This window comes from Streptomyces sp. NPDC005141 (assembly GCF_053599975.1).
On record NZ_JBSFYW010000035.1, the window covers coordinates 1 to 17,804 of the forward strand.

Annotated in this window: 13 protein-coding genes; 6 read left to right on the forward strand and 7 right to left on the reverse strand. The window is 73.1% G+C overall.

Features of this window, described 5'->3' with window-relative positions; translation table 11 throughout:
* Positions 1 to 125: 125 nt before the first annotated feature.
* The 6 genes from ACWD68_RS25185 to ACWD68_RS25210 all read right to left on the reverse strand — a co-directional run bounded on the left by ACWD68_RS25185 (position 126) and on the right by ACWD68_RS25210 (position 5,913).
* A complete protein-coding gene (locus tag ACWD68_RS25185; RefSeq protein ID WP_451808709.1) occupies positions 126 to 1,349 on the reverse strand; it encodes a cytochrome P450 family protein in 1,224 nt (407 codons plus the stop codon).
* Positions 1,350 to 1,454: 105 nt separating this feature from the next.
* Complete coding sequence (locus ACWD68_RS25190; protein ID WP_451808710.1) at positions 1,455 to 2,675, reverse strand: cytochrome P450; 1,221 nt, start codon at positions 2,673 to 2,675, stop codon at positions 1,455 to 1,457.
* On the reverse strand, positions 2,672 to 3,310 hold the full coding sequence (locus ACWD68_RS25195) for a GTP-binding protein (protein ID WP_451808711.1): 639 nt from the start codon (positions 3,308 to 3,310) through the stop codon (positions 2,672 to 2,674). Before ACWD68_RS25195 ends, ACWD68_RS25190 begins: the two co-directional genes overlap by 4 nt.
* Positions 3,291 to 3,647 carry a DUF742 domain-containing protein gene (locus tag ACWD68_RS25200; protein WP_451808712.1) on the reverse strand — a complete coding sequence of 119 codons (357 nt, stop codon included), beginning with the start codon at positions 3,645 to 3,647 and terminating at the stop codon, positions 3,291 to 3,293. The genes ACWD68_RS25195 and ACWD68_RS25200 overlap by 20 nt, the downstream gene beginning before the upstream one ends.
* Positions 3,644 to 4,051, reverse strand: a complete 408-nt coding sequence (locus ACWD68_RS25205) for a roadblock/LC7 domain-containing protein (RefSeq protein WP_451808713.1) — start codon at positions 4,049 to 4,051, stop codon at positions 3,644 to 3,646. The genes ACWD68_RS25200 and ACWD68_RS25205 overlap by 4 nt, the downstream gene beginning before the upstream one ends.
* A complete protein-coding gene (locus ACWD68_RS25210; protein WP_451808714.1) occupies positions 4,048 to 5,913 on the reverse strand; it encodes an ATP-binding protein in 1,866 nt (621 codons plus the stop codon). Before ACWD68_RS25210 ends, ACWD68_RS25205 begins: the two co-directional genes overlap by 4 nt.
* 463 nt (positions 5,914 to 6,376) lie before the next feature.
* On the opposite strand from ACWD68_RS25210, the gene ACWD68_RS25215 reads away from it, so the two are divergent.
* Together ACWD68_RS25215 and ACWD68_RS25220 are read left to right on the forward strand one after the other, a co-directional pair.
* Entirely contained in the window at positions 6,377 to 9,337 is a 2,961-nt protein-coding gene (locus tag ACWD68_RS25215; protein ID WP_451808776.1) for an FAD-binding and (Fe-S)-binding domain-containing protein, read from the forward strand.
* 47 nt (positions 9,338 to 9,384) lie between these two features.
* Positions 9,385 to 10,509, forward strand: coding sequence for a lipid II:glycine glycyltransferase FemX (locus ACWD68_RS25220; RefSeq protein ID WP_451808715.1), 1,125 nt, complete (start codon positions 9,385 to 9,387; stop codon positions 10,507 to 10,509).
* Between the two features lie 54 nt (positions 10,510 to 10,563).
* Here ACWD68_RS25220 and ACWD68_RS25225 read toward each other — a convergent pair whose 3' ends face one another.
* Entirely contained in the window at positions 10,564 to 11,538 is a 975-nt protein-coding gene (locus ACWD68_RS25225; RefSeq protein WP_451808716.1) for an EamA family transporter, read from the reverse strand.
* Positions 11,539 to 11,784: 246 nt separating this feature from the next.
* Here ACWD68_RS25225 and ACWD68_RS25230 point away from each other — a divergent pair, with 246 nt between their 5' ends.
* From ACWD68_RS25230 to ACWD68_RS25245, 4 genes are read left to right on the forward strand one after another with little or no spacing between them, the layout of a single operon-like run.
* Entirely contained in the window at positions 11,785 to 12,588 is an 804-nt protein-coding gene (locus ACWD68_RS25230; protein ID WP_451808717.1) for a TIGR03084 family metal-binding protein, read from the forward strand.
* The gene (locus ACWD68_RS25235) at positions 12,585 to 14,300 is read left to right on the forward strand and encodes an acyclic terpene utilization AtuA family protein (protein ID WP_451808718.1); all 1,716 of its coding nucleotides are present in this window, start codon (positions 12,585 to 12,587) and stop codon (positions 14,298 to 14,300) included. The genes ACWD68_RS25230 and ACWD68_RS25235 overlap by 4 nt, the downstream gene beginning before the upstream one ends.
* The gene (locus ACWD68_RS25240) at positions 14,297 to 15,895 is read left to right on the forward strand and encodes an acyl-CoA carboxylase subunit beta (protein WP_451808719.1); all 1,599 of its coding nucleotides are present in this window, start codon (positions 14,297 to 14,299) and stop codon (positions 15,893 to 15,895) included. Before ACWD68_RS25235 ends, ACWD68_RS25240 begins: the two co-directional genes overlap by 4 nt.
* 8 nt (positions 15,896 to 15,903) lie before the next feature.
* Positions 15,904 to 17,769 (forward strand): acetyl/propionyl/methylcrotonyl-CoA carboxylase subunit alpha, encoded by a 1,866-nt coding sequence (locus ACWD68_RS25245; RefSeq protein WP_451808720.1) that lies wholly within the window; start codon positions 15,904 to 15,906, stop codon positions 17,767 to 17,769.
* Positions 17,770 to 17,804 lie beyond the last annotated feature (35 nt).

The following is a 17,804-nucleotide window of genomic DNA, read 5'->3' on the forward strand; positions in this document are numbered from 1 at the left end:
CCTCCGGCCGCCGGAGGGCACCGGCGCGGAGAGGCGGAGGGGCCGGACCCCTCCCGCCTCGTCCGGCGATCGGCAGCGCCGCGGCGCGGGATCATCCGGTGATCAGCCGCGCCGACGGCTCGGCGTCATTCGGCGATCAGCCGCACCGGCAGCTCGAACAGGTCGTTCTGTGTCACCACCGGCTTGTTGCGGAGCTCCGACACCGGTACGGCCAGGTCCAGGGACGGGAAGCGCTCGTACAGGGCGGGGAGGGCGACGCCCGCTTCCAGGCGGGACAGGGCCGCGCCGGGGCAGACGTGGGGTCCGTGGCCGAAGGAGATGTGCCGGTTCTTGCCGGTGCGGCTGACGTCGAAGTCGCCCGCGGCGGGACCGTGGGCGTTCTCGTCGCGGCCGATCGCGCCGTACGACACGATCAGCGCGTCGCCCGCCGGGATCACCTTGTCGCCGACCGGGACGTCCTCCGTCGCGAAGCGAATGAGGACGTGGGAGGTCGGCGTGGCGTAGCGCAGGGTCTCCTCGACGACCGCCGACCAGTCGGCCTCGCCGGCGAGGACGCGGGCGCGCTGGTCGGGGTTGGCGGAGAGGTTGACCACCGCGTTGACGATCAGGGAGATCGTCGTCTCGTGGCCCGCCGCGACCATCAGCTGCAGGGTGGAGACGATCTCCGCGTCGGTGAGGTGGTCACCGTCCTCGGAGGCCACGATCAGCGCGCTGGTCAGGTCGTCGCCCGGCTCGGCACGCTTCGCCGCCACCGTGTCCGCCATGATCCCGGCCAGCTCGGTGAGGGTCGCGATGACCTCGGCGGGCGGGGTCTGCGTCGAGAAGAACTTCTCGAAGAGCTCCTTCAGACGCGGCAGCCGGGACTCCTCGATGCCCATGAGGTCGGCGATGACGTACATGGGCAGGGGGTAGGCGAAGTCGGCCTTCAGGTCGACGACCTCCCCCGTGAGGTTGTCGAGCAGACTCTCCGTCAGCTTCGAGATCCGCTCCCGCATCTGCTCCACCCGTCGCGGCGTCAGCGCCTGCGCCACGAGGGTGCGCATCCGCCGGTGGTCCGCGCCGTCCACCGTGAGCATGGAGCGGCCGGGGTTGGCGAGCCCGATCAGCGGCCAGTCGGGGGCGATCTCGCCGCGCTGCCAGGCGCCCCAGACGTTGATGTCCTTCACCAGACGGGGGTCCGTGAGCAGGGCGCGCGCCTCGGCGTGGTGGGTGACCGCCCACACCGGCACACCGCCGGGCAGTTCGACGGCGGCGAGCGGTCCCGCTGCGCGCAGCGCGGCGCTCTCGCCGTCGAGGTCGGTGACGAAGGGGTCCAGGACTATGCGGGTCTCTTCGGTACCGGTGGTCATGCGGGGGTGCCTCCAAGGGCTGAAGTGGGAGTACTGCGTCTTCCCGGGGCAGGGGAGAGCCCCGGACCCCGGCCGGACGGCGTGCCGGCCGGGCGCAACGGCGTCTCAGAGGGCAGGTACGGGGGTGAACCGCACGGGCAGCTCGGTCAGGCCCCGCAGCCAGGGGGAGGGGCGCCGGGCCAGTGACTCGGCGGGCACGGCCAGGTCGATGTCCGGCAGCCGGTCCAGGACGACCTCGATCCCGGTGCGCGCGATGACCTCGGCGACCTCCTGCGCCGGGAACGGGCAGCGGTGCTCTCCGTGACCGAAGGAGAAGTGGGCGTTGTTGCCGCCGGTGAGGGCGGAGCTGTCGGTGCGGACCTGGGGGTCGGAGTTGGCGCCCTGCAGGCCGAGCAGCAGCAGGTCGCCGGCGCGGACCCGGCGGCCGCCGAGCTGGGTGTCGCGGGAGGTCCAGCGCCCGGCCACGTTCTGGGTGGGGGTGTCCTCCCACAGCACCTCGTTCATGGCCTCGGCGACACTGTGCCGGCCGCCGAACAGCGAGGCCGCGAAGCGCTCGTCGGTGAGCATCAGACGCAGCGAGTTGCCGATCCAGTCGGCGGTCGGCTGGTGACCGGCGGCCATCATGACCATCAGGTCCTGGGCGATCTCCTCGTCGCTGAAGCCCGAGGGGTCCGCGAGCATCCGGGAGACGACGTCGTTCGCCGGTGTCTCCTTGCGGTCGGCGAGCAGCTTCGCCATGGAACCGGCGAGGTGCTGCTGCCCGGCCAGCGCGCCCCCGCGCCCGTTGATCATGTCGTTCAGGGCGGTCACCAGGCCCGGACCCTGTTCGTCCGCGAAGCCGTAGAGCGTCGCGAGGACGCGTACCGGGAGCAGTGCCGCGTAGTCGCCGATGATGTCCGTCTCGCCCTTGGCGCAGACCGCGTCGATCAGCTCGTCGGCGAACTTCTCGGCCTGGGAGCGCAGTTCGGAGGGGTCCACGGCCTCGAGGGCGTTGCTGATCATCGCGGCACGCTCGCGGTGCCGCTCGCCGACCGTGTACAGGATGGAGGGCTGCTTGCGGCCGATCATCGGCAGCAGCGGCCAGTCGTCGGGGATGCGGTCCCACTGGCTCCACAGGTCCGAGTCGCGGCTGAACAGCTGCGGGTCGCCGGTGACGTGGTGCAGTTCGCGGTAGCCCAGCACCAGCCAGGCCGGAATGTCGCCGTCGAGGACGACCGGCACGACGGAACCGTGCTCGCGCCGCATCTCCCGGTACAGCTCGGCGGGTTCGGTCTGGAACCGCGCCCCGCTCAGGGGTACGGGCGCGGGTGCGGGTGTGGGGGTCACAGCGCCAACTCCGGTGATTGAAGGGCGCCTTCCTCGGCCGGGGCGCCGGGACGGACGTAGAGGGACTGGATGTGCTCCACCAGCGTGATCAGCACCCGCTTGCTGGACTCCCGGGACCGGGCGTCGCAGTCGATCAGCGGCACGTGCGGGTCGAGGTCGAGGGCCTCGCGGAGCTGCGCGGGGGTGTGCGGGGGGCCGCCGAAGTCGTTGCAGGCCACGATGAACGGCGTGCCGTGGTGCTCCAGCCGGTCGATGGCGTACCAGGAGTCGTCGATACGGCGGGTGTCGACCAGGACGATCGCGCCGAGTGTTCCGGAGAAAAGCCGGTCCCACAGGAACCAGAAGCGTTCCTGACCGGGCGCGCCGAACAGGTACAGGATGTTGTGGGCGTCCAGCGTGATGCGCCCGAAGTCGAAGGCGACGGTGGTCGCGGTCTTGCCGCGCACCTCGCTGATGTCGTCGACGGCCGCGCCGGCCTGCGTCATCGTCTCCTCGGTGTTGAGGGGACGTATCTCGCTGACCGAGCGGACCAGGGTCGTCTTGCCGACGCCGAAGCCGCCCACGATCACGATCTTGAGACCGTTGTCGGCCGACGCCGACAGGGGCGCACGAGCGTCAGAGGTTACGGAGTCCAACGAGCACCTGCTCCAGAATGTCGGGATCGGGAAGACCGGAAGGAACAGTGGTGTGCGGGTGGCGGGCGCTGACGCGGCTCGTGGAGAGCAGGTCGGAGAGCAGGATGCGGGTGATCGACACCGGCAGCTTCAGCTCCGCCGCGATCTCCACGACCGCCGTCGGCCGCTCGCACATCCGCAGGATCGCGGCGTGCTCGGACTGCATGCCCACCACCGGATCGCACTCGGCGACCACCAGTGTCACCAGGTCGAAGGGGGTGTCGGGCCCGGACCGGCTGCGTCCTTGGGTGAGTGTGTACAGCCGGTCGGGCGCGTCGTCCCTGCCAGGACGGCTCATGACGACCGGGGCGGCGCGCTCAGGTGCTCGCCGAGCTGCTCCACGAGTTCGCTCATGTTGTGCCCGACCAGTCCGGCGTCGGCGTCCTCGGCGGTGACGACGGCGAGATGCGCGCCGTCGCCGGCCTCCACGATAAACAGCACCCCTCCGTAGAACTCGGCCATCGCCGAGCGCACACCCCCGCTGCCGTCGCCGAACTCCACGGACGCGCCGTGGGACAGCGACTGGATGCCGGCGGCGATCGCGGCGAGCTGGTCGGCCTGGTCGACCGACAGCTCCGGAGTGCGGCACAGCTTCAGGCCGTCGCGGGAGAGCACGAGCGCGTGCCGTGCGCCCGGGGTGCGCTCAAGGAGGCCCTCGATGAGCCAGGTGAGCTTCTCGTCGGCGGTGATGGTGCCGGTCATGGGGTGGTGTCGCCTTCCGGGAACGAATGCTGGGTGGGGGTGGTGGAAGTGGCTGGGGCGGCGCCCCGTACGGCGGCCTCGTCGCGCGGGTCGTCCGCGCCGCGCTCGTCGGCGGCGCGTCCGGGCCGCGCGTCCGGAACCCGGTCCTCGGCCCGCACCCGGTCCTCGGCCCGCACCCGGTCCTCGGCCGGTGCGGGATCCTCGGCCCGTACGGCTTCGGGGGCGCCCGGCGTCGTGCCGCGTACCGCCTGGCGGAAGCTGCCGAAGCGGGTGGCCGACCGGGTCTTGGGGTCTTCGCCGGTACGCGGTTCCGGGGCGGCCGGGGGTGTGGCGTGCGAGCGGCTGCGCTCGGCGTGGGCGAGGGTGCGTCCGCGACGGCGCTTGGGCAGGCCGCCGGTGGAGGCGGGACCCTGCTCGTGCCGGGGCGAGTCGTGGGTCGGGACGGGGTCCGGGTCCAGGTCGTCGCCCGCGCGGGCGGCGGCGTACGACACGGGGGACGCCGAGGATTCCCGGGGCGACCGGGACTCCTGCGAGCCCTGCGGCTCCTCCGGCTCCGGCGATCCCTGGTCGGTCCGGGACCGTGGCGCGGAGCTGTGACCGTCGACGGCCGTCGGAGCCGACAGGACGTGCTCGGCCGGGAGCGGGGCCGCGCCGAGTGGGGTGTTCGGCAGCGTGAGGAGGTCCTGCGGGATCAGGACGAGGACGCCGGTGCCGCCGCGGGCGGAGGGCCGGAAGGACACCTTCAGGCCGTGCTTGCGGGCCAGCCGGCCGACCACCGCGAGGCCGAGGCGGGTGCCGGTGAGGCCGCCGAGGCCGGCCGGGTTCCCCGAGTCCCCGGAGACGGCGCGTTCGGCGCGCCGCAGCTGGACGTCGCCCATCACGAGGCCGCTGTCCTCGACGGAGACGATGACACCCGCCGGGACCTCCTCGACGTACACATGCACTTCGGCGGTCGGCGGCGAGAAGTTGGCGGCATTGTCGAGGAGTTCGGCGAGCGCGTGCATGACGCCCTCGGCGGCGTGTCCGGCGACGGCGGCCTCGCTGGCGGAGTGGACGCGCACGCGCTGGTAGCCGCCGATGCGGCCCATGGCGCCGCGCAGGATCGACTCCATGACGATCGGGCGGGCCCAGCGGCGGCCCGAGCGCGCGCCCGTCAGGACGGCGACGGAGTCGGCGAGGCGGCCCGCCTGGGCGGTGCGGTGGTCGAGGTGGAGGAGGTCGGCGAGGACGTCCTCGTCGGAGTGTCGCTCCTCCATGGCCCGCAGGTCGGCGAGCATGCCGGTGGACAGCGCCTGCATCCGGCCGGCCGCGTTGGCGGTCGCCGAGATCGCGGCGGCGCGGTCGCCGACGGCCTTCCGGGCGCGTTCGGAGAGTTCGGCGTTGCGCTCGGTGAGCAGGACGCGGTCGCCGGTGAGCAGTTCCCGCTCCTCGGCGAACTCCTCTGTGAGGCGGGCGCGTTCGCGTGCGGCGGCCTCGGTCAGGCGGATCCGCTCCTGGGCGGCGGCCTCGGCCGATCGGGCGCGTTCGCGGGCGGCGTCGTCGACCAGCCGGGCCCGCTCCTGGTTGAACTCCTCGGCCAGCCGGGCCCGTTCCTGCAGGAGCCGGCCGGCGTCCTGGGTCACACTGTCGAGGCGACGGCGCACCTGTCGCGTGGTCTGCACGGCGCGGGAGGCCACGATCACGGCCGCGCACAGCAGCACCGCGGCGGCACCCGTTCCCCAGGCGAGGGGGACGCGCGCCGATTCGGGGGCCAGCAGGACGGCGGTCACCACCGCGATCGCGGCCGGGACGGCGGCGGTCAGCGCGGCGGGTGCCGTGGCGCGCAGGGTGGGTCGTTCGCCGGAGGGCAGGGGCGGGGTCATCAATCGGTCCTCGGTCGTGTTCCTGGGGGGAGAACGTGTCCTCGGTCGTGTCCTCGGTCGATCCTGGGCGAGAAGCAACACCTGGTGCTCAACTCGCGGTCACTATATGAGAGTTCGTGATCGGATTGGGAAGGTTCGGGAAGCGGTTTCATGATCACCCCTGCATAACGGGGCCTTTCGGGTGCGCGGCCGGGCGGCCGGTACCCGCGCCCGGCGGCATCCTGGAGACATGACGGATCTGGGTGGACGGTCGGACGGACTGCCGGAGGGGCGACCCGGGAGGCGGCCTCAGGGACGAACCCGGGGGCGGACCGGTGGACGGGTCGGTGGGCCGCCCGGGGGCGTACCGGACGGGCTTCCCGAAGGAGCACCGAAAGGGCTCCCGGAGCAACTGCGGTCCGAGCTGGTGAAGGCCGTGCGCGGCGAGGTCTCCTTCGACGCCACGGCACGGGCGCTGACCACCATGGACGCCTCCAACTACCGGCGCGTACCGCTCGGCGTCGTGGCCCCGCGCGACGCCGACGACGTGACGGCGGCCCTCGCCGTGTGCCGCGCCCACGGGGTGCCGGTCGTGCCGCGCGGCGGCGGCACCTCGATCGCCGGACAGGCCACGGGCACCGGAGTCGTCCTGGACCTCACCCGCCACATGAACCGGATCGTCGCGCTCGACCCGGACGCCCGTACGGCCGTCGTCCAGCCCGGTGCCGTCCTCGACCGCCTCCAGGAAGCCGCCGCCCCGCACGGCCTGCGCTTCGGCCCCGACCCCTCCACCCACAGCCGCTGCACCCTCGGCGGAATGATCGGCAACAACTCCTGCGGCTCCCACTCGGTCGCCTGGGGCACCACGGCGGACAACGTGCGGGAACTGTCCGTCGTCGGCGCGGGTGGGGAGGCGCTCCGCCCCGGCCGGGACTGGCAGGGCGCCCCGGACGGTCTCCGGGCCCTGGTCGAGAGCGAGTTGGCGCTGCTGCGGACCGGCTTCCCGGACCTCCCGCGACGGATCTCCGGGTACGCCCTCGACGCGCTCCTGCCCGAGAGGGGCGCGGACGTGGCCCGCGCCTTCTGCGGCTCCGAGGGCACCTGGGGCGTCCTCACCGAAGCGGTCGTACGCCTGGTCGAGGCACCCCGGGCGCGCGCCCTGGCCGTCCTCGCCTACCCCGACGAGAGCGCCGCGGCGGACGCCGCCGCCGGCCTGCTGCCACTGGGGCCGCTGACCGTGGAGGGGATGGCCGCCGACCTCGTACGCGCCGACGCGGGACTGCCGCGCGGCGGGGCCTGGCTGTTCGTGGAGACGGGCGGCGGATCACCGGCTGAGGCACGCGCGCGTGCGGACGCGATCGTGCGGGCGGCGGACGTACGGGACTCCCTGGTGGTCACCGATCCTGCGGGGCAGCGGGCGCTGTGGCGACTGCGGGAGGACGCGAGCGGCACGGCGACCCGGATGCCGGCCGCCGAGGACGGCTCCCCGCCCGGCGGGGGCCGCGGCCCCGGCGGCGAGGCATGGCCCGGCTGGGAGGACTGCGCCGTGCCGCCCGCCCGGCTGGGCGCCTATCTCCGGGACTTCCGGCGCCTGCTCGCGGACCACGGACTGCGCGGCACGCCGTACGGGCACTTCGGTGACGGCTGCATCCACGTCCGGATCGACTTCGACCTGATCTCGACGGCGGGCGTCGCCCGCTTCCGCCGCTTCTCGGAAGAGGTCGCCCGCCTCGTCGTCTCCCACGGCGGCTCCCTGTCCGGCGAGCACGGGGACGGGCAGGCGCGCGCGGAACTGCTGCCGGCGATGTACGGCGCCGAGATGGTCCGCCTCTTCGAACGGGCGAAGGACCTCTGGGACCCGGACGGCCTGCTCAACCCCGGCATGCTCGTCCGCCCGCACCGGCTGGACGAGAACCTGCGGTTCGCCGTGCTGCCGCACCGCCCGGTGGACGTGGAGTTCGGATACCCGGCGGACGGCGGCGACTTCTCGGCGGCGGTGCGCCGCTGTGTGGGCGTCGCCAAGTGCCGTACGACCTCCGCGCCGGACGGCGCGGACGTCATGTGTCCCTCCTTCCGCGCGACCGGCGAGGAGGCGCACTCCACGCGCGGGCGGGCCCGGCTGCTGCACGAGATGCTGGCCGGCGAGATCGTCACCGGCGGATGGCGTTCGACCGAGGTCCGCGACGCGCTGGACCTGTGTCTGTCGTGCAAGGGATGCCGGTCCGACTGCCCGGTCGGCGTCGACATGGCCACGTACAAGGCGGAGTTCCTGCACCACCACTACGCGGGCCGCCGCCGCCCCGCCGCGCACTACGTCATGGGACGGCTCCCGGGCTGGCTCGCGGCGGTCACCCGCACCCGCTCGGCACGGCTCGTCAACTCCCTCGCGTCCTTGCGCCCGTTGGCCGCCCTCGCCAAGCGCCTGGGCGGCATCGCGCCCGAACGGGAGATCCCACGCCTGGCGCCGGACACGTTCAGCCAGTGGTGGTCGAGACGATTCCGGGACCGGGTGCGGGCGTACGTGCGCCGGGGACGGCGGGTCGGGGCGGACGGTCCCGGCGGGGCAGGGGGCGGGGAACGGCGGGACGCGGACGAGCTGTTCCCGGGCTTCGGCGGGAGGACGGTCCTGCTGTGGCCGGACACCTTCACCGAGCACCTGGCACCCTCCGTCGGACGCGCGGCCGTCCGGGTGCTGGAGGCCGCGGGGCTGGCCGTGCTGCTGCCGCCGCGGACGGTGATGAGGCACGGGCCCATCGGCGACGGGGTCACCCGGGGCCCCCTCCGCTTCACCACGCTGCTGCCGCGCCGCCGCCACCGCGTCTGCTGCGGACTGACGTACGTCTCGACCGGCCAGCTCGACCGCGCCCGCACCGTGCTCCGCCGGACCCTCGACCTCATGGAGCCCTACCTCGCCCTGGAGGACCTCTCGGTCGTCGTCCTGGAACCGAGCTGCGCCGCCGCGCTGCGCACGGACCTCCCCGAGCTGCTGGACGACGATCCGCGCGCGGCGCGGCTCGCGGCGGCCGTGGTGACCTTCGCGGAGGCACTGGAACGGCACGCGCCGGACTGGACGCCGCCCCGCGTCGACCGCCCGGCCGTCGGCCAGACGCACTGCCATCAGCACGCGGTCCTCGGCGACGCCGCCGAACGCCGGCTGCGCGACGCGGCCGGTCTGACCGGCACCCTCGCCGGCGGCTGCTGCGGTCTCGCGGGCAATTTCGGCTTCGAGAAGGGCCATGAGGAGGTGTCGAGGGCATGCGCCGAGGAACAGCTGCTCCCGGCAGTACGGGCGGCCGACGACACCGCGGTGATCCTCGCCGACGGCTTCTCCTGCCGCACCCAGCTGGCCCACCTGACCGACCGCCGCGGCCGCCACCTGGCGGAGGTGCTGGCAGAAGCCCTGGAGAACGGTTCGCGGGGCGGCGGGTCCGAGGGACCCGCGTAAGTACGCTGGCGATCCCACCGATCCGAGGACTTCGAGGAGCAGTGCGCATGACCCTCCGCCTGCAGGCGATCACCCGTGACGAACATCTGGCGTTCGTCCGCTCGCGGCCCTCGGCCAGCCATATGCAGGTGCCCTCCTGGGGCGACGTGAAGCCCGACTGGCGCGCGGAGAGCCTCGGCTGGTTCGACGAGGACGGACGGCTCCAGGGGGCCGGCCTCGTGCTGCTGCGGCCCCTGCCGAAGGTCAAGCGGTACCTCGCGTATCTGCCCGAGGGTCCTGTCATCGACTGGCACGCCCCTGACCTCGCCGAACGCTGGCTCCGGCCGATGCTGGCGCATCTCAAGTCACGCGGCGCGTTCAGCGTGAAGATGGGTCCGCCCGTGGTCACGCGCCGCTGGAGCGCGGACGCGGTCAAGGCGGCCATCGCCGATCCGGCGGCGCGGCGGCTGGGCGAGGTGACGGCGTCCTCGCGGGAGCCGGGTGCCGCCGAGATCGCCGACCGGCTGCGGGGCATGGGCTGGCAGCGGACCGAGCCGGGCGGCGAGGACGGTTTCGCGGCGGGACAGCCGCGCTACGTCTTCCAGGTCCCCTTCGCCGGACGGTCCCTGGAGGAGATCCACAAGGGCCTCAACCAGCAGTGGCGGCGCAACATCAAGAAGGCCGACAAGGCCGGAGTCCAGGTGGTCCGGGGCGGGTACGACGACCTGCCCGCCTTCTACGAGCTGTACGCGGAGACGGCGGAACGGGACCGTTTCATCCCCCGCCCGCTGCCCTACTTCCAGCGGATGTGGACCGCGCTGACGGCCGAGGACCCCGACCGTATGCGGCTCTACCTCGCCCACCACGAGGGCGACGTCCTCGCCGCGGCCACCATGCTGACCGTCGGCACCCACGTCTGGTACTCCTACGGAGCCTCCACCGGCCGCAAGCGTGAGGTCCAGCCCAACAACGCCATCCAGTGGCGCATGATGGCCGACGCCCACGCCCTCGGCGCCGCCGTCTACGACTTCCGCGGCATCACCGACACCCTCGACGAGACGGACCACCTCGTCGGCCTACTCCGCTTCAAGGCGGGCGCGGGCGGTGAGGCGGCGGAGTACCTCGGAGAGTGGGACTTCCCCATCAACCGGCTGCTGCACAAGGCCCTCGACCTGTACATGACCCGCCGCTGACCGCCGCTGACCGCCGCTGACCGCCGGGGCCCGCTGAGGTGGGCGTCGGTCCCGCTATCCGTCCAGGTTCGCTTCGAGGCCCTTGGCCTTCCCACGGCCCACCTGGGTGCGCACCGCGCCCATGCTCGCCGCGATGACCAGGGCGATGGCGAGGGACTCGGGGAGCGAGAGGGCCTGGTCCAGGACGAGGAAACCGGCGGTGGCGGCGACGGCCGGTTCCAGGCTCATGAGGATGGCGAAGGTGGAGGCGGGGAGGCGGCGCAGGGCGAGAAGTTCGAGGGTGTACGGGAGGACCGAGGAGAGCATGGCCACCGCGGCTCCCAGGGCGACCGTCGTCGGGACGAGGAGCCTCGAGCCCGACTCGACGACCCCGAGGGGCAGGAACGCCACCGCCGCGACCACCATGGCCAGGGCGAGGCCGTCGGCCTGGGGGAAGCGTCGGCCCGTCCGCGCGCTGAAGATGATGTACGCCGCCCACATGGCGCCCGCACCCAGGGCGAAGGCGACACCCGCGGGGTCGAGGCTGCTGAAGCCTCCGCCGCCGAGCAGGAAGACCCCGCCGAGGGCGAGGCCCGCCCAGAGCAGGTTCAGGGCGCGGCGGGACGTGAGGACGGAGAGCGCGAGCGGGCCGAGCACTTCGAGGGTGACGGCGGGGCCGAGCGGGATGCGGGCGACCGCCTGGTAGAAGAGGCCGTTCATCGCGGCCATGGTGAGGCCGAAGACGACCACCGTGCTCCAGTCGGCGCGCGAGTGGCCGCGTACCTTCGGACGGCAGACCAGCAGCAGCACGATCGCGGCCACCACCAGCCGCAGCGTCACCACGCCGAGGGCGCCCACCCGGGGCATCAGGCTCACCGCGAGAGCCCCGCCGAACTGCACGGAGATCCCTCCGGTGAGCACCAGGCCCACGGGCCCGAGGCCACCACGCCGGCCGGAACCGCCCGCCGTGGGCGCACCGGCCGCGGACACGGGTGCCAGGGCGGGGGCGGCCGAGGCCGGGGAGGACGGGGCGGCGCTGGGGGTGTTCACGGGACCTTCCGGGGGATCGACGCGTTCGTTCATCATACTGCACCTGTAAGTCCAGAGCAGTGGACTTGGTCAGGCGTGTGAACTCTTTACGCAACTGTCTCAAAGAATCGGGCGGGGCGCCCGAAGGGGACGCCCGGCCACGCGGGCGCGGCTGTACCGGCCAATTAATGCAAGCATGCTTGCTTGTTTCTTTGAGCGCTGCCATGCTCCGTGCCACACACCGTCGTGTCCCGAGGGGAGCGCATCGTGTCCGACGCGTCGTCCGTGGTCTCCGTGATCGACGATCTGCACCGGGAGAGTGAGGAACTCGACCGGTTGGTGGGGGAGTTGGACGCGGGGCAGTGGGCCCTCGGCACGCCCGCCGCGGGCTGGACGGTCGCCCACCAGATCGCGCATCTCGCCTGGACCGACCGGTCCGCCCTGCTCGCCGTCACCGACGCCGAGGCCTTCGCGAAGGAGGTCGAGAAGGCGCTCGCCTCTCCCGACGGCTTCGTGGACGAGGGCGCGGAGGAGGGCGCCGCACAGGCGCCCGCCCGGCTGCTCGCCGGCTGGCGCGAAGGGCGGACCGCCCTGGAGACGGCCCTGCGCGCGGCACCCGCCGGAACCCGGTTCCCCTGGTACGGCCCGCCCATGTCGGTCGCCTCCATGGCCACCGGGCGGCTCATGGAGACCTGGGCCCACGGACAGGACGTGGCCGACGCGCTCGGTGTGGTGCGCCCACCCACCGACCGGCTCAAGCATGTGGTCCGTATCGGCGTACGCGCCCGTGACTTCGCCTTCGCCGTACACGGCCTGACCGCACCCGCCGAGGAGTTCCGGGTGGAACTCGAGGGCCCCTCCGGCGAGATGTGGACCTACGGCCGGGCCGACGCCCCGCAGCGCGTCACCGGCCCCGCCCTCGACTTCTGCCTGCTGGTGACCCAGCGCGCCCACCGCGCCGACCTCGCCGTACGGGCCGAGGGCCCCGACGCGGACCGCTGGCTGGACATCGCCCAGGCCTTCGCCGGTCCGCCGGGTGCCGGGCGGGAGCCCAAGGAGGCCGGCCGGTGACCGAGGCAGCCGCGACCTCCACCCGCCCGCTGCGCATCGGCAACGCCTCCGGCTTCTACGGCGACCGCTTCGACGCGCTGCGCGAGATGCTCACCGGCGGACCGCTCGACGTCCTGACCGGCGACTACCTCGCCGAACTGACCATGCTGATCCTCGGCCGCGACCGGCTGAAGGACCCCGGACGCGGCTACGCCAAGACCTTCCTGCGCCAGTTGGAGGAGTGCCTCGGCCTCGCCCATGAGCGCGGCGTACGTCTCGTCACGAACGCGGGCGGCCTGAATCCGGCCGGACTCGCCGACGCCGTGCGGGAGCTGGCCGGCCGGCTCGGCATCCCCGTGCGCGTCGCCCACGTCGAGGGCGACGACCTCACGCACCGCCACCCCGGCAGCCTCGCCGCGCACGCCTACCTGGGCGGCGCCGGTATCGCCGCCTGTCTGGCCGAGGGCGCGGACATCGTCGTCACCGGGCGCGTCACCGACGCCGCGCTGGTCACCGGGCCCGCCGTCGCCCACTTCGGCTGGGGGCCGCGCGACCACGACCGGCTCGCGGGCGCCGTCGTCGCCGGGCACGTCCTGGAGTGCGGCACCCAGGCCACCGGCGGCAACTACGCCTTCTTCGCCGACCACGACCCGGCCGGGCTGCGCCACCCCGGTTTCCCGCTCGCCGAACTCCACGAGGACGGCACGAGCGTCATCACCAAGCACGACGGCACCGGCGGCCTCGTCGACATCGGCACCGTCACCGCGCAGCTCCTGTACGAGACGCAGGGCGCCCGGTACGCGGGGCCCGACGTCACGGCCCGCCTCGACACGGTCGCGCTCACCCAGGAGGGCCCGGACCGGGTACGGATCGACGGCGTGCGCGGGGAGGCCCCGCCCCCCACCCTCAAGGTCGGCCTCAACCGGCTCGGCGGCTTCCGCAACGAGGTCGTCTTCGTCCTGACGGGGCTCGACATCGAACGCAAGGCGGAGCTCGTGCGGGCCCAGCTGGAGTCCGCCTTCGACACCGCCAAGTCCCGCCCGGAGGAGGTCCGCTGGGACCTGTCCCGCACCGACCACCCCGACGCCCCCACCGAGGAGACCGCGAGCGCCCTGCTCCGCCTCGTCGTGCGGGACCAGGACCAGCGGGCGGTCGGACGGGCGCTGAGCGGAGCCGCCGTGGAACTGGCGCTGGCGAGCTACCCCGGATTCCATGTGATGGCGCCACCCGGTCCGGGCTCGCCATATGGGGTCTTCGAGGATGTGTACGTCCCCCAGGACGCCGTGGATCATGTGGCGGTCCTCCACGACGGGCGTCGGGTCGCCGTACCCCCGGCCCACGACACCCTCGTACTGGAAACCCCCGAAGAGCCGCCCCTGCCCGTGCCGTTGCCCGCGGGGCCGACCCGGCGGGTGCCGCTCGGACTGATCGCGGGGGCGCGCAGCGGGGACAAGGGCGGCAACGCGAACGTCGGCGTCTGGGCGCGTACGGACGACGCCTGGCGGTGGATGGCCCATCACCTGACGGAGGACACGTTCCGGAGTCTGCTGCCGGAGACTCGTGATCTGAAGGTCGCCCGGCACGTCCTGCCCAACATCCGCGCCCTCAACTTCGTGATCGAGGGGATCCTCGGCGAGGGCGTCGCCTCCCAGGCCCGCTTCGACCCCCAGGCCAAGGCCCTCGGCGAATGGCTCCGCTCCCGTCACCTGGATATCCCGGAGGCCCTGCTGTGACCGTGCTTTCCTCCGCGCTCGACATCAAGAGTCCCGAGTACGCGGCCCACCGCGAGGCCATGGCCGGCAAGCTCGCCGATCTGGAATCCGAGCACGCCAAGGCGCTCGCGGGCGGCGGCGAGAAGTACGTCGCCCGGCACCGCGGACGCGGCAAGCTCCTGGCCCGCGAGCGGATCGAGCTGCTTCTCGACCCGGACACGCCCTTCCTGGAGCTGTCGCCGCTCGCGGCCTGGGGCAGCGACTACGCGGTGGGCGCCTCGCTCGTCACCGGGATCGGCGTCGTCGAGGGGGTCGAGTGCCTGATCACGGCGAACGATCCGACGGTGCGCGGTGGTGCCAGCAATCCGTGGAGCCTGAAGAAGGCGCTGCGGGCGAACGACATCGCGCTCGCGAACCGGCTGCCCTGTATCAGTCTGGTCGAGTCGGGCGGCGCGGATCTGCCGTCGCAGAAGGAGATCTTCATTCCCGGCGGCGCGATCTTCCGTGACATCACGCGGCTGTCGGCGGCGGGCATCCCCACGGTGGCCGTGGTCTTCGGGAACTCGACGGCCGGGGGCGCGTACGTCCCCGGGATGTCCGATCACGTGATCATGGTCAAGGAGCGGGCGAAGGTCTTTCTCGGCGGGCCGCCGCTGGTGAAGATGGCCACGGGCGAGGAGAGCGACGACGAGTCGCTGGGCGGCGCCGAGATGCACGCGCGCGTGTCGGGTCTCGCGGACTACTTCGCCGTCGACGAGCGGGACGCGCTCCGGCAGGCCCGGCGGGTGGTCGCCCGTCTGAACCACCGCAAGGCGTACGGCGATCCGGGTCCGGCGGCGCCCCCGAAGTACGACGAGGACGAACTCCTGGGGATCGTCCCGGGCGATCTCAAGCATCCGTTCGATCCGCGTGAGGTGATCGCCCGGATCGTCGACGGTTCGGACTTCGACGAGTTCAAGCCGCTGTACGGGACGAGCCTGACCACCGGCTGGGCGAGCCTGCACGGCTATCCGGTCGGCATTCTCGCCAACGCCCAGGGGGTGCTGTTCAGCGCCGAGTCCCAGAAGGCCGCCCAGTTCATCCAGCTGGCCAACCAGCGCGACATCCCGCTGCTCTTCCTGCACAACACCACCGGCTACATGGTCGGCAAGGAGTACGAGCAGGGCGGCATCATCAAGCACGGCGCGATGATGATCAACGCGGTGAGCAACTCGCGGGTCCCGCATCTGTCGGTGCTGATGGGCGCCTCCTACGGAGCCGGCCACTACGGGATGTGCGGGCGCGCCTACGACCCCCGCTTCCTGTTCGCGTGGCCCAGCGCCAAGTCGGCCGTGATGGGCCCGCAGCAGCTCGCGGGCGTCCTGTCGATCGTCGCCCGGCAGTCGGCCGCCGCGAAGGGGCAGCCCTACGACGACGACGCCGACGCGGCGCTGCGCGCCATGGTGGAGCAGCAGATCGAGTCCGAGTCGCTGCCGATGTTCCTGTCCGGGCGGCTGTACGACGACGGGGTCATCGACCCGCGCGACACCCGCACCGTCCTCGGCCTGTGTCTGTCCGCGATCCACACGGCGCCCTTCGAGGGCGCGCGCGGTGGCTTCGGCGTCTTCCGGATGTGAGGAATCGAATGATTTCGAGTCTGCTGGTCGCCAACCGGGGCGAGATCGCCTGCCGGGTCTTCCGTACCTGCCGCGCATCGGGAGTACGCACGGTCGCGGTGTATTCCGACGCCGACGAGAACGCCCTGCACACGCGGGTGGCGGACGCGGCGGTGCGGTTGCCGGGCGAGGCGCCCTCGGAGACGTATCTGCGGGGCGATCTGATCGTGCGGGCCGCGCTGGACGCGGGCGCGGACGCCGTGCACCCGGGGTACGGGTTCCTGTCGGAGAACGCCGGTTTCGCGCGGGCGGTGATCGACGCGGGGCTGGTGTGGGTCGGTCCGTCGCCGGAGGCGATCGAGTCGATGGCCTCCAAGACCCGTGCGAAGAAGCTGATGGGACTCGCCCCGCTGGAGCGGGTCACCGCGGCGGACCTGCCGGTGCTGGTCAAGGCGGCCGCGGGGGGCGGAGGGCGCGGGATGCGGATCGTCCGTGACCTGGCCGACCTCGACGCCGAGCTGGAGGCGGCCCGCGCCGAGGCCCTGAGCGCCTTCGGCGACGGGGAGGTGTTCGTCGAGCCGTACGTGGAGGACGGCCGGCACGTCGAGGTGCAGATCCTGGCCGACGCGCACGGCACGGTCTGGCCGCTGGGCACGCGTGACTGTTCCCTCCAGCGGCGTCATCAGAAGGTCATCGAGGAGGCGCCGGCTCCCGGGCTCGGCGACGGCCTCACGCGGACGCTGTACGACCTGTCCGTGCGGGCCGCCCGCGCGGTGGACTATGTCGGCGCCGGCACCGTCGAGTTCCTGGTCGCCGACGGCACGGCGCACTTCCTGGAGATGAACACGCGTCTCCAGGTCGAGCACCCGGTGACGGAGGCGGTGTTCGGAGTCGATCTGGTGGCCCTGCAGCTCCGGGTCGCGGAGGGGGAGCGGCTGGAGGGCGAACCCCCGCGCGCGCGGGGTCACGCGGTGGAGGCCCGGCTGTACGCGGAGGACCCGGCGGGCGCGTGGGCGCCGCAGACGGGCACGCTGCACCGGATCGCCGTCCCGGACGGCGTCCGGCTGGACACGGGTTTCACCGACGGGGACCGCGTCGGTATCCACTACGACCCGATGCTCGCGAAGGTCGTCGCGCATGCCGGTACCCGCGCGGAGGCCCTGCGGAAACTGTCCGGCGCCCTGGAGCGGGCCACGATCCACGGTCCGGTCACCAACCGGGATCTCCTCGTGCGGTCGCTGCGGCACGAGGAGTTCGCCGGGGCCCGCATGGACACGGGCTTCTACGGCCGTCACCTGGCCGCGCTGACCGAGCCCGCCCCGGACCCGTACGCCCCGCTGGCCGCCGCTCTGGCCGACGCGTACGGCCGTTCGAGGTTCGGCGGCTGGCGGAACCTGGCGTCGCAGCCGCAGACCAAGCGCTATCTGATGCACGGCGCCGAGCACGAGGTCACCTACCGGCACACGCGTGACGGGCTCGCGGCCGACGGGGTGCGGGTGGCGCACGCCGACGCGGACCGCGTCGTCCTCGAAGTGGGCTGCGTGCGGCGGACGTTCGAGGTCGCGCGGTACGCCGACGGCCAGGTCTTCGTGAACGCCACCGCGCTGACCGCGCTGCCCCGCTTCCCCGATCCGGCCGCGGACCGGGCTCCCGGTTCGCTGCTCGCGCCGATGCCGGGCACCGTGGTCCGGGTCGCCGAGGGACTGGCCGAGGGGGCCGCCGTGCGGGCCGGAGAGCCCCTGCTGTGGCTGGAGGCGATGAAGATGGAGCACAAGATCTCCGCGCCGGCGACAGGAACGCTCAGCGCTCTGCACGTCGCCGTCGGGCAGCAGGTCGAGGTGGGCGCACTGCTGGCCGTCGTACAGGAGGAGACGCCCCCGGACGACGCCCGGTGAGAACGCGCCCCGGGGCGCCGGGCCGCGCCACCGCG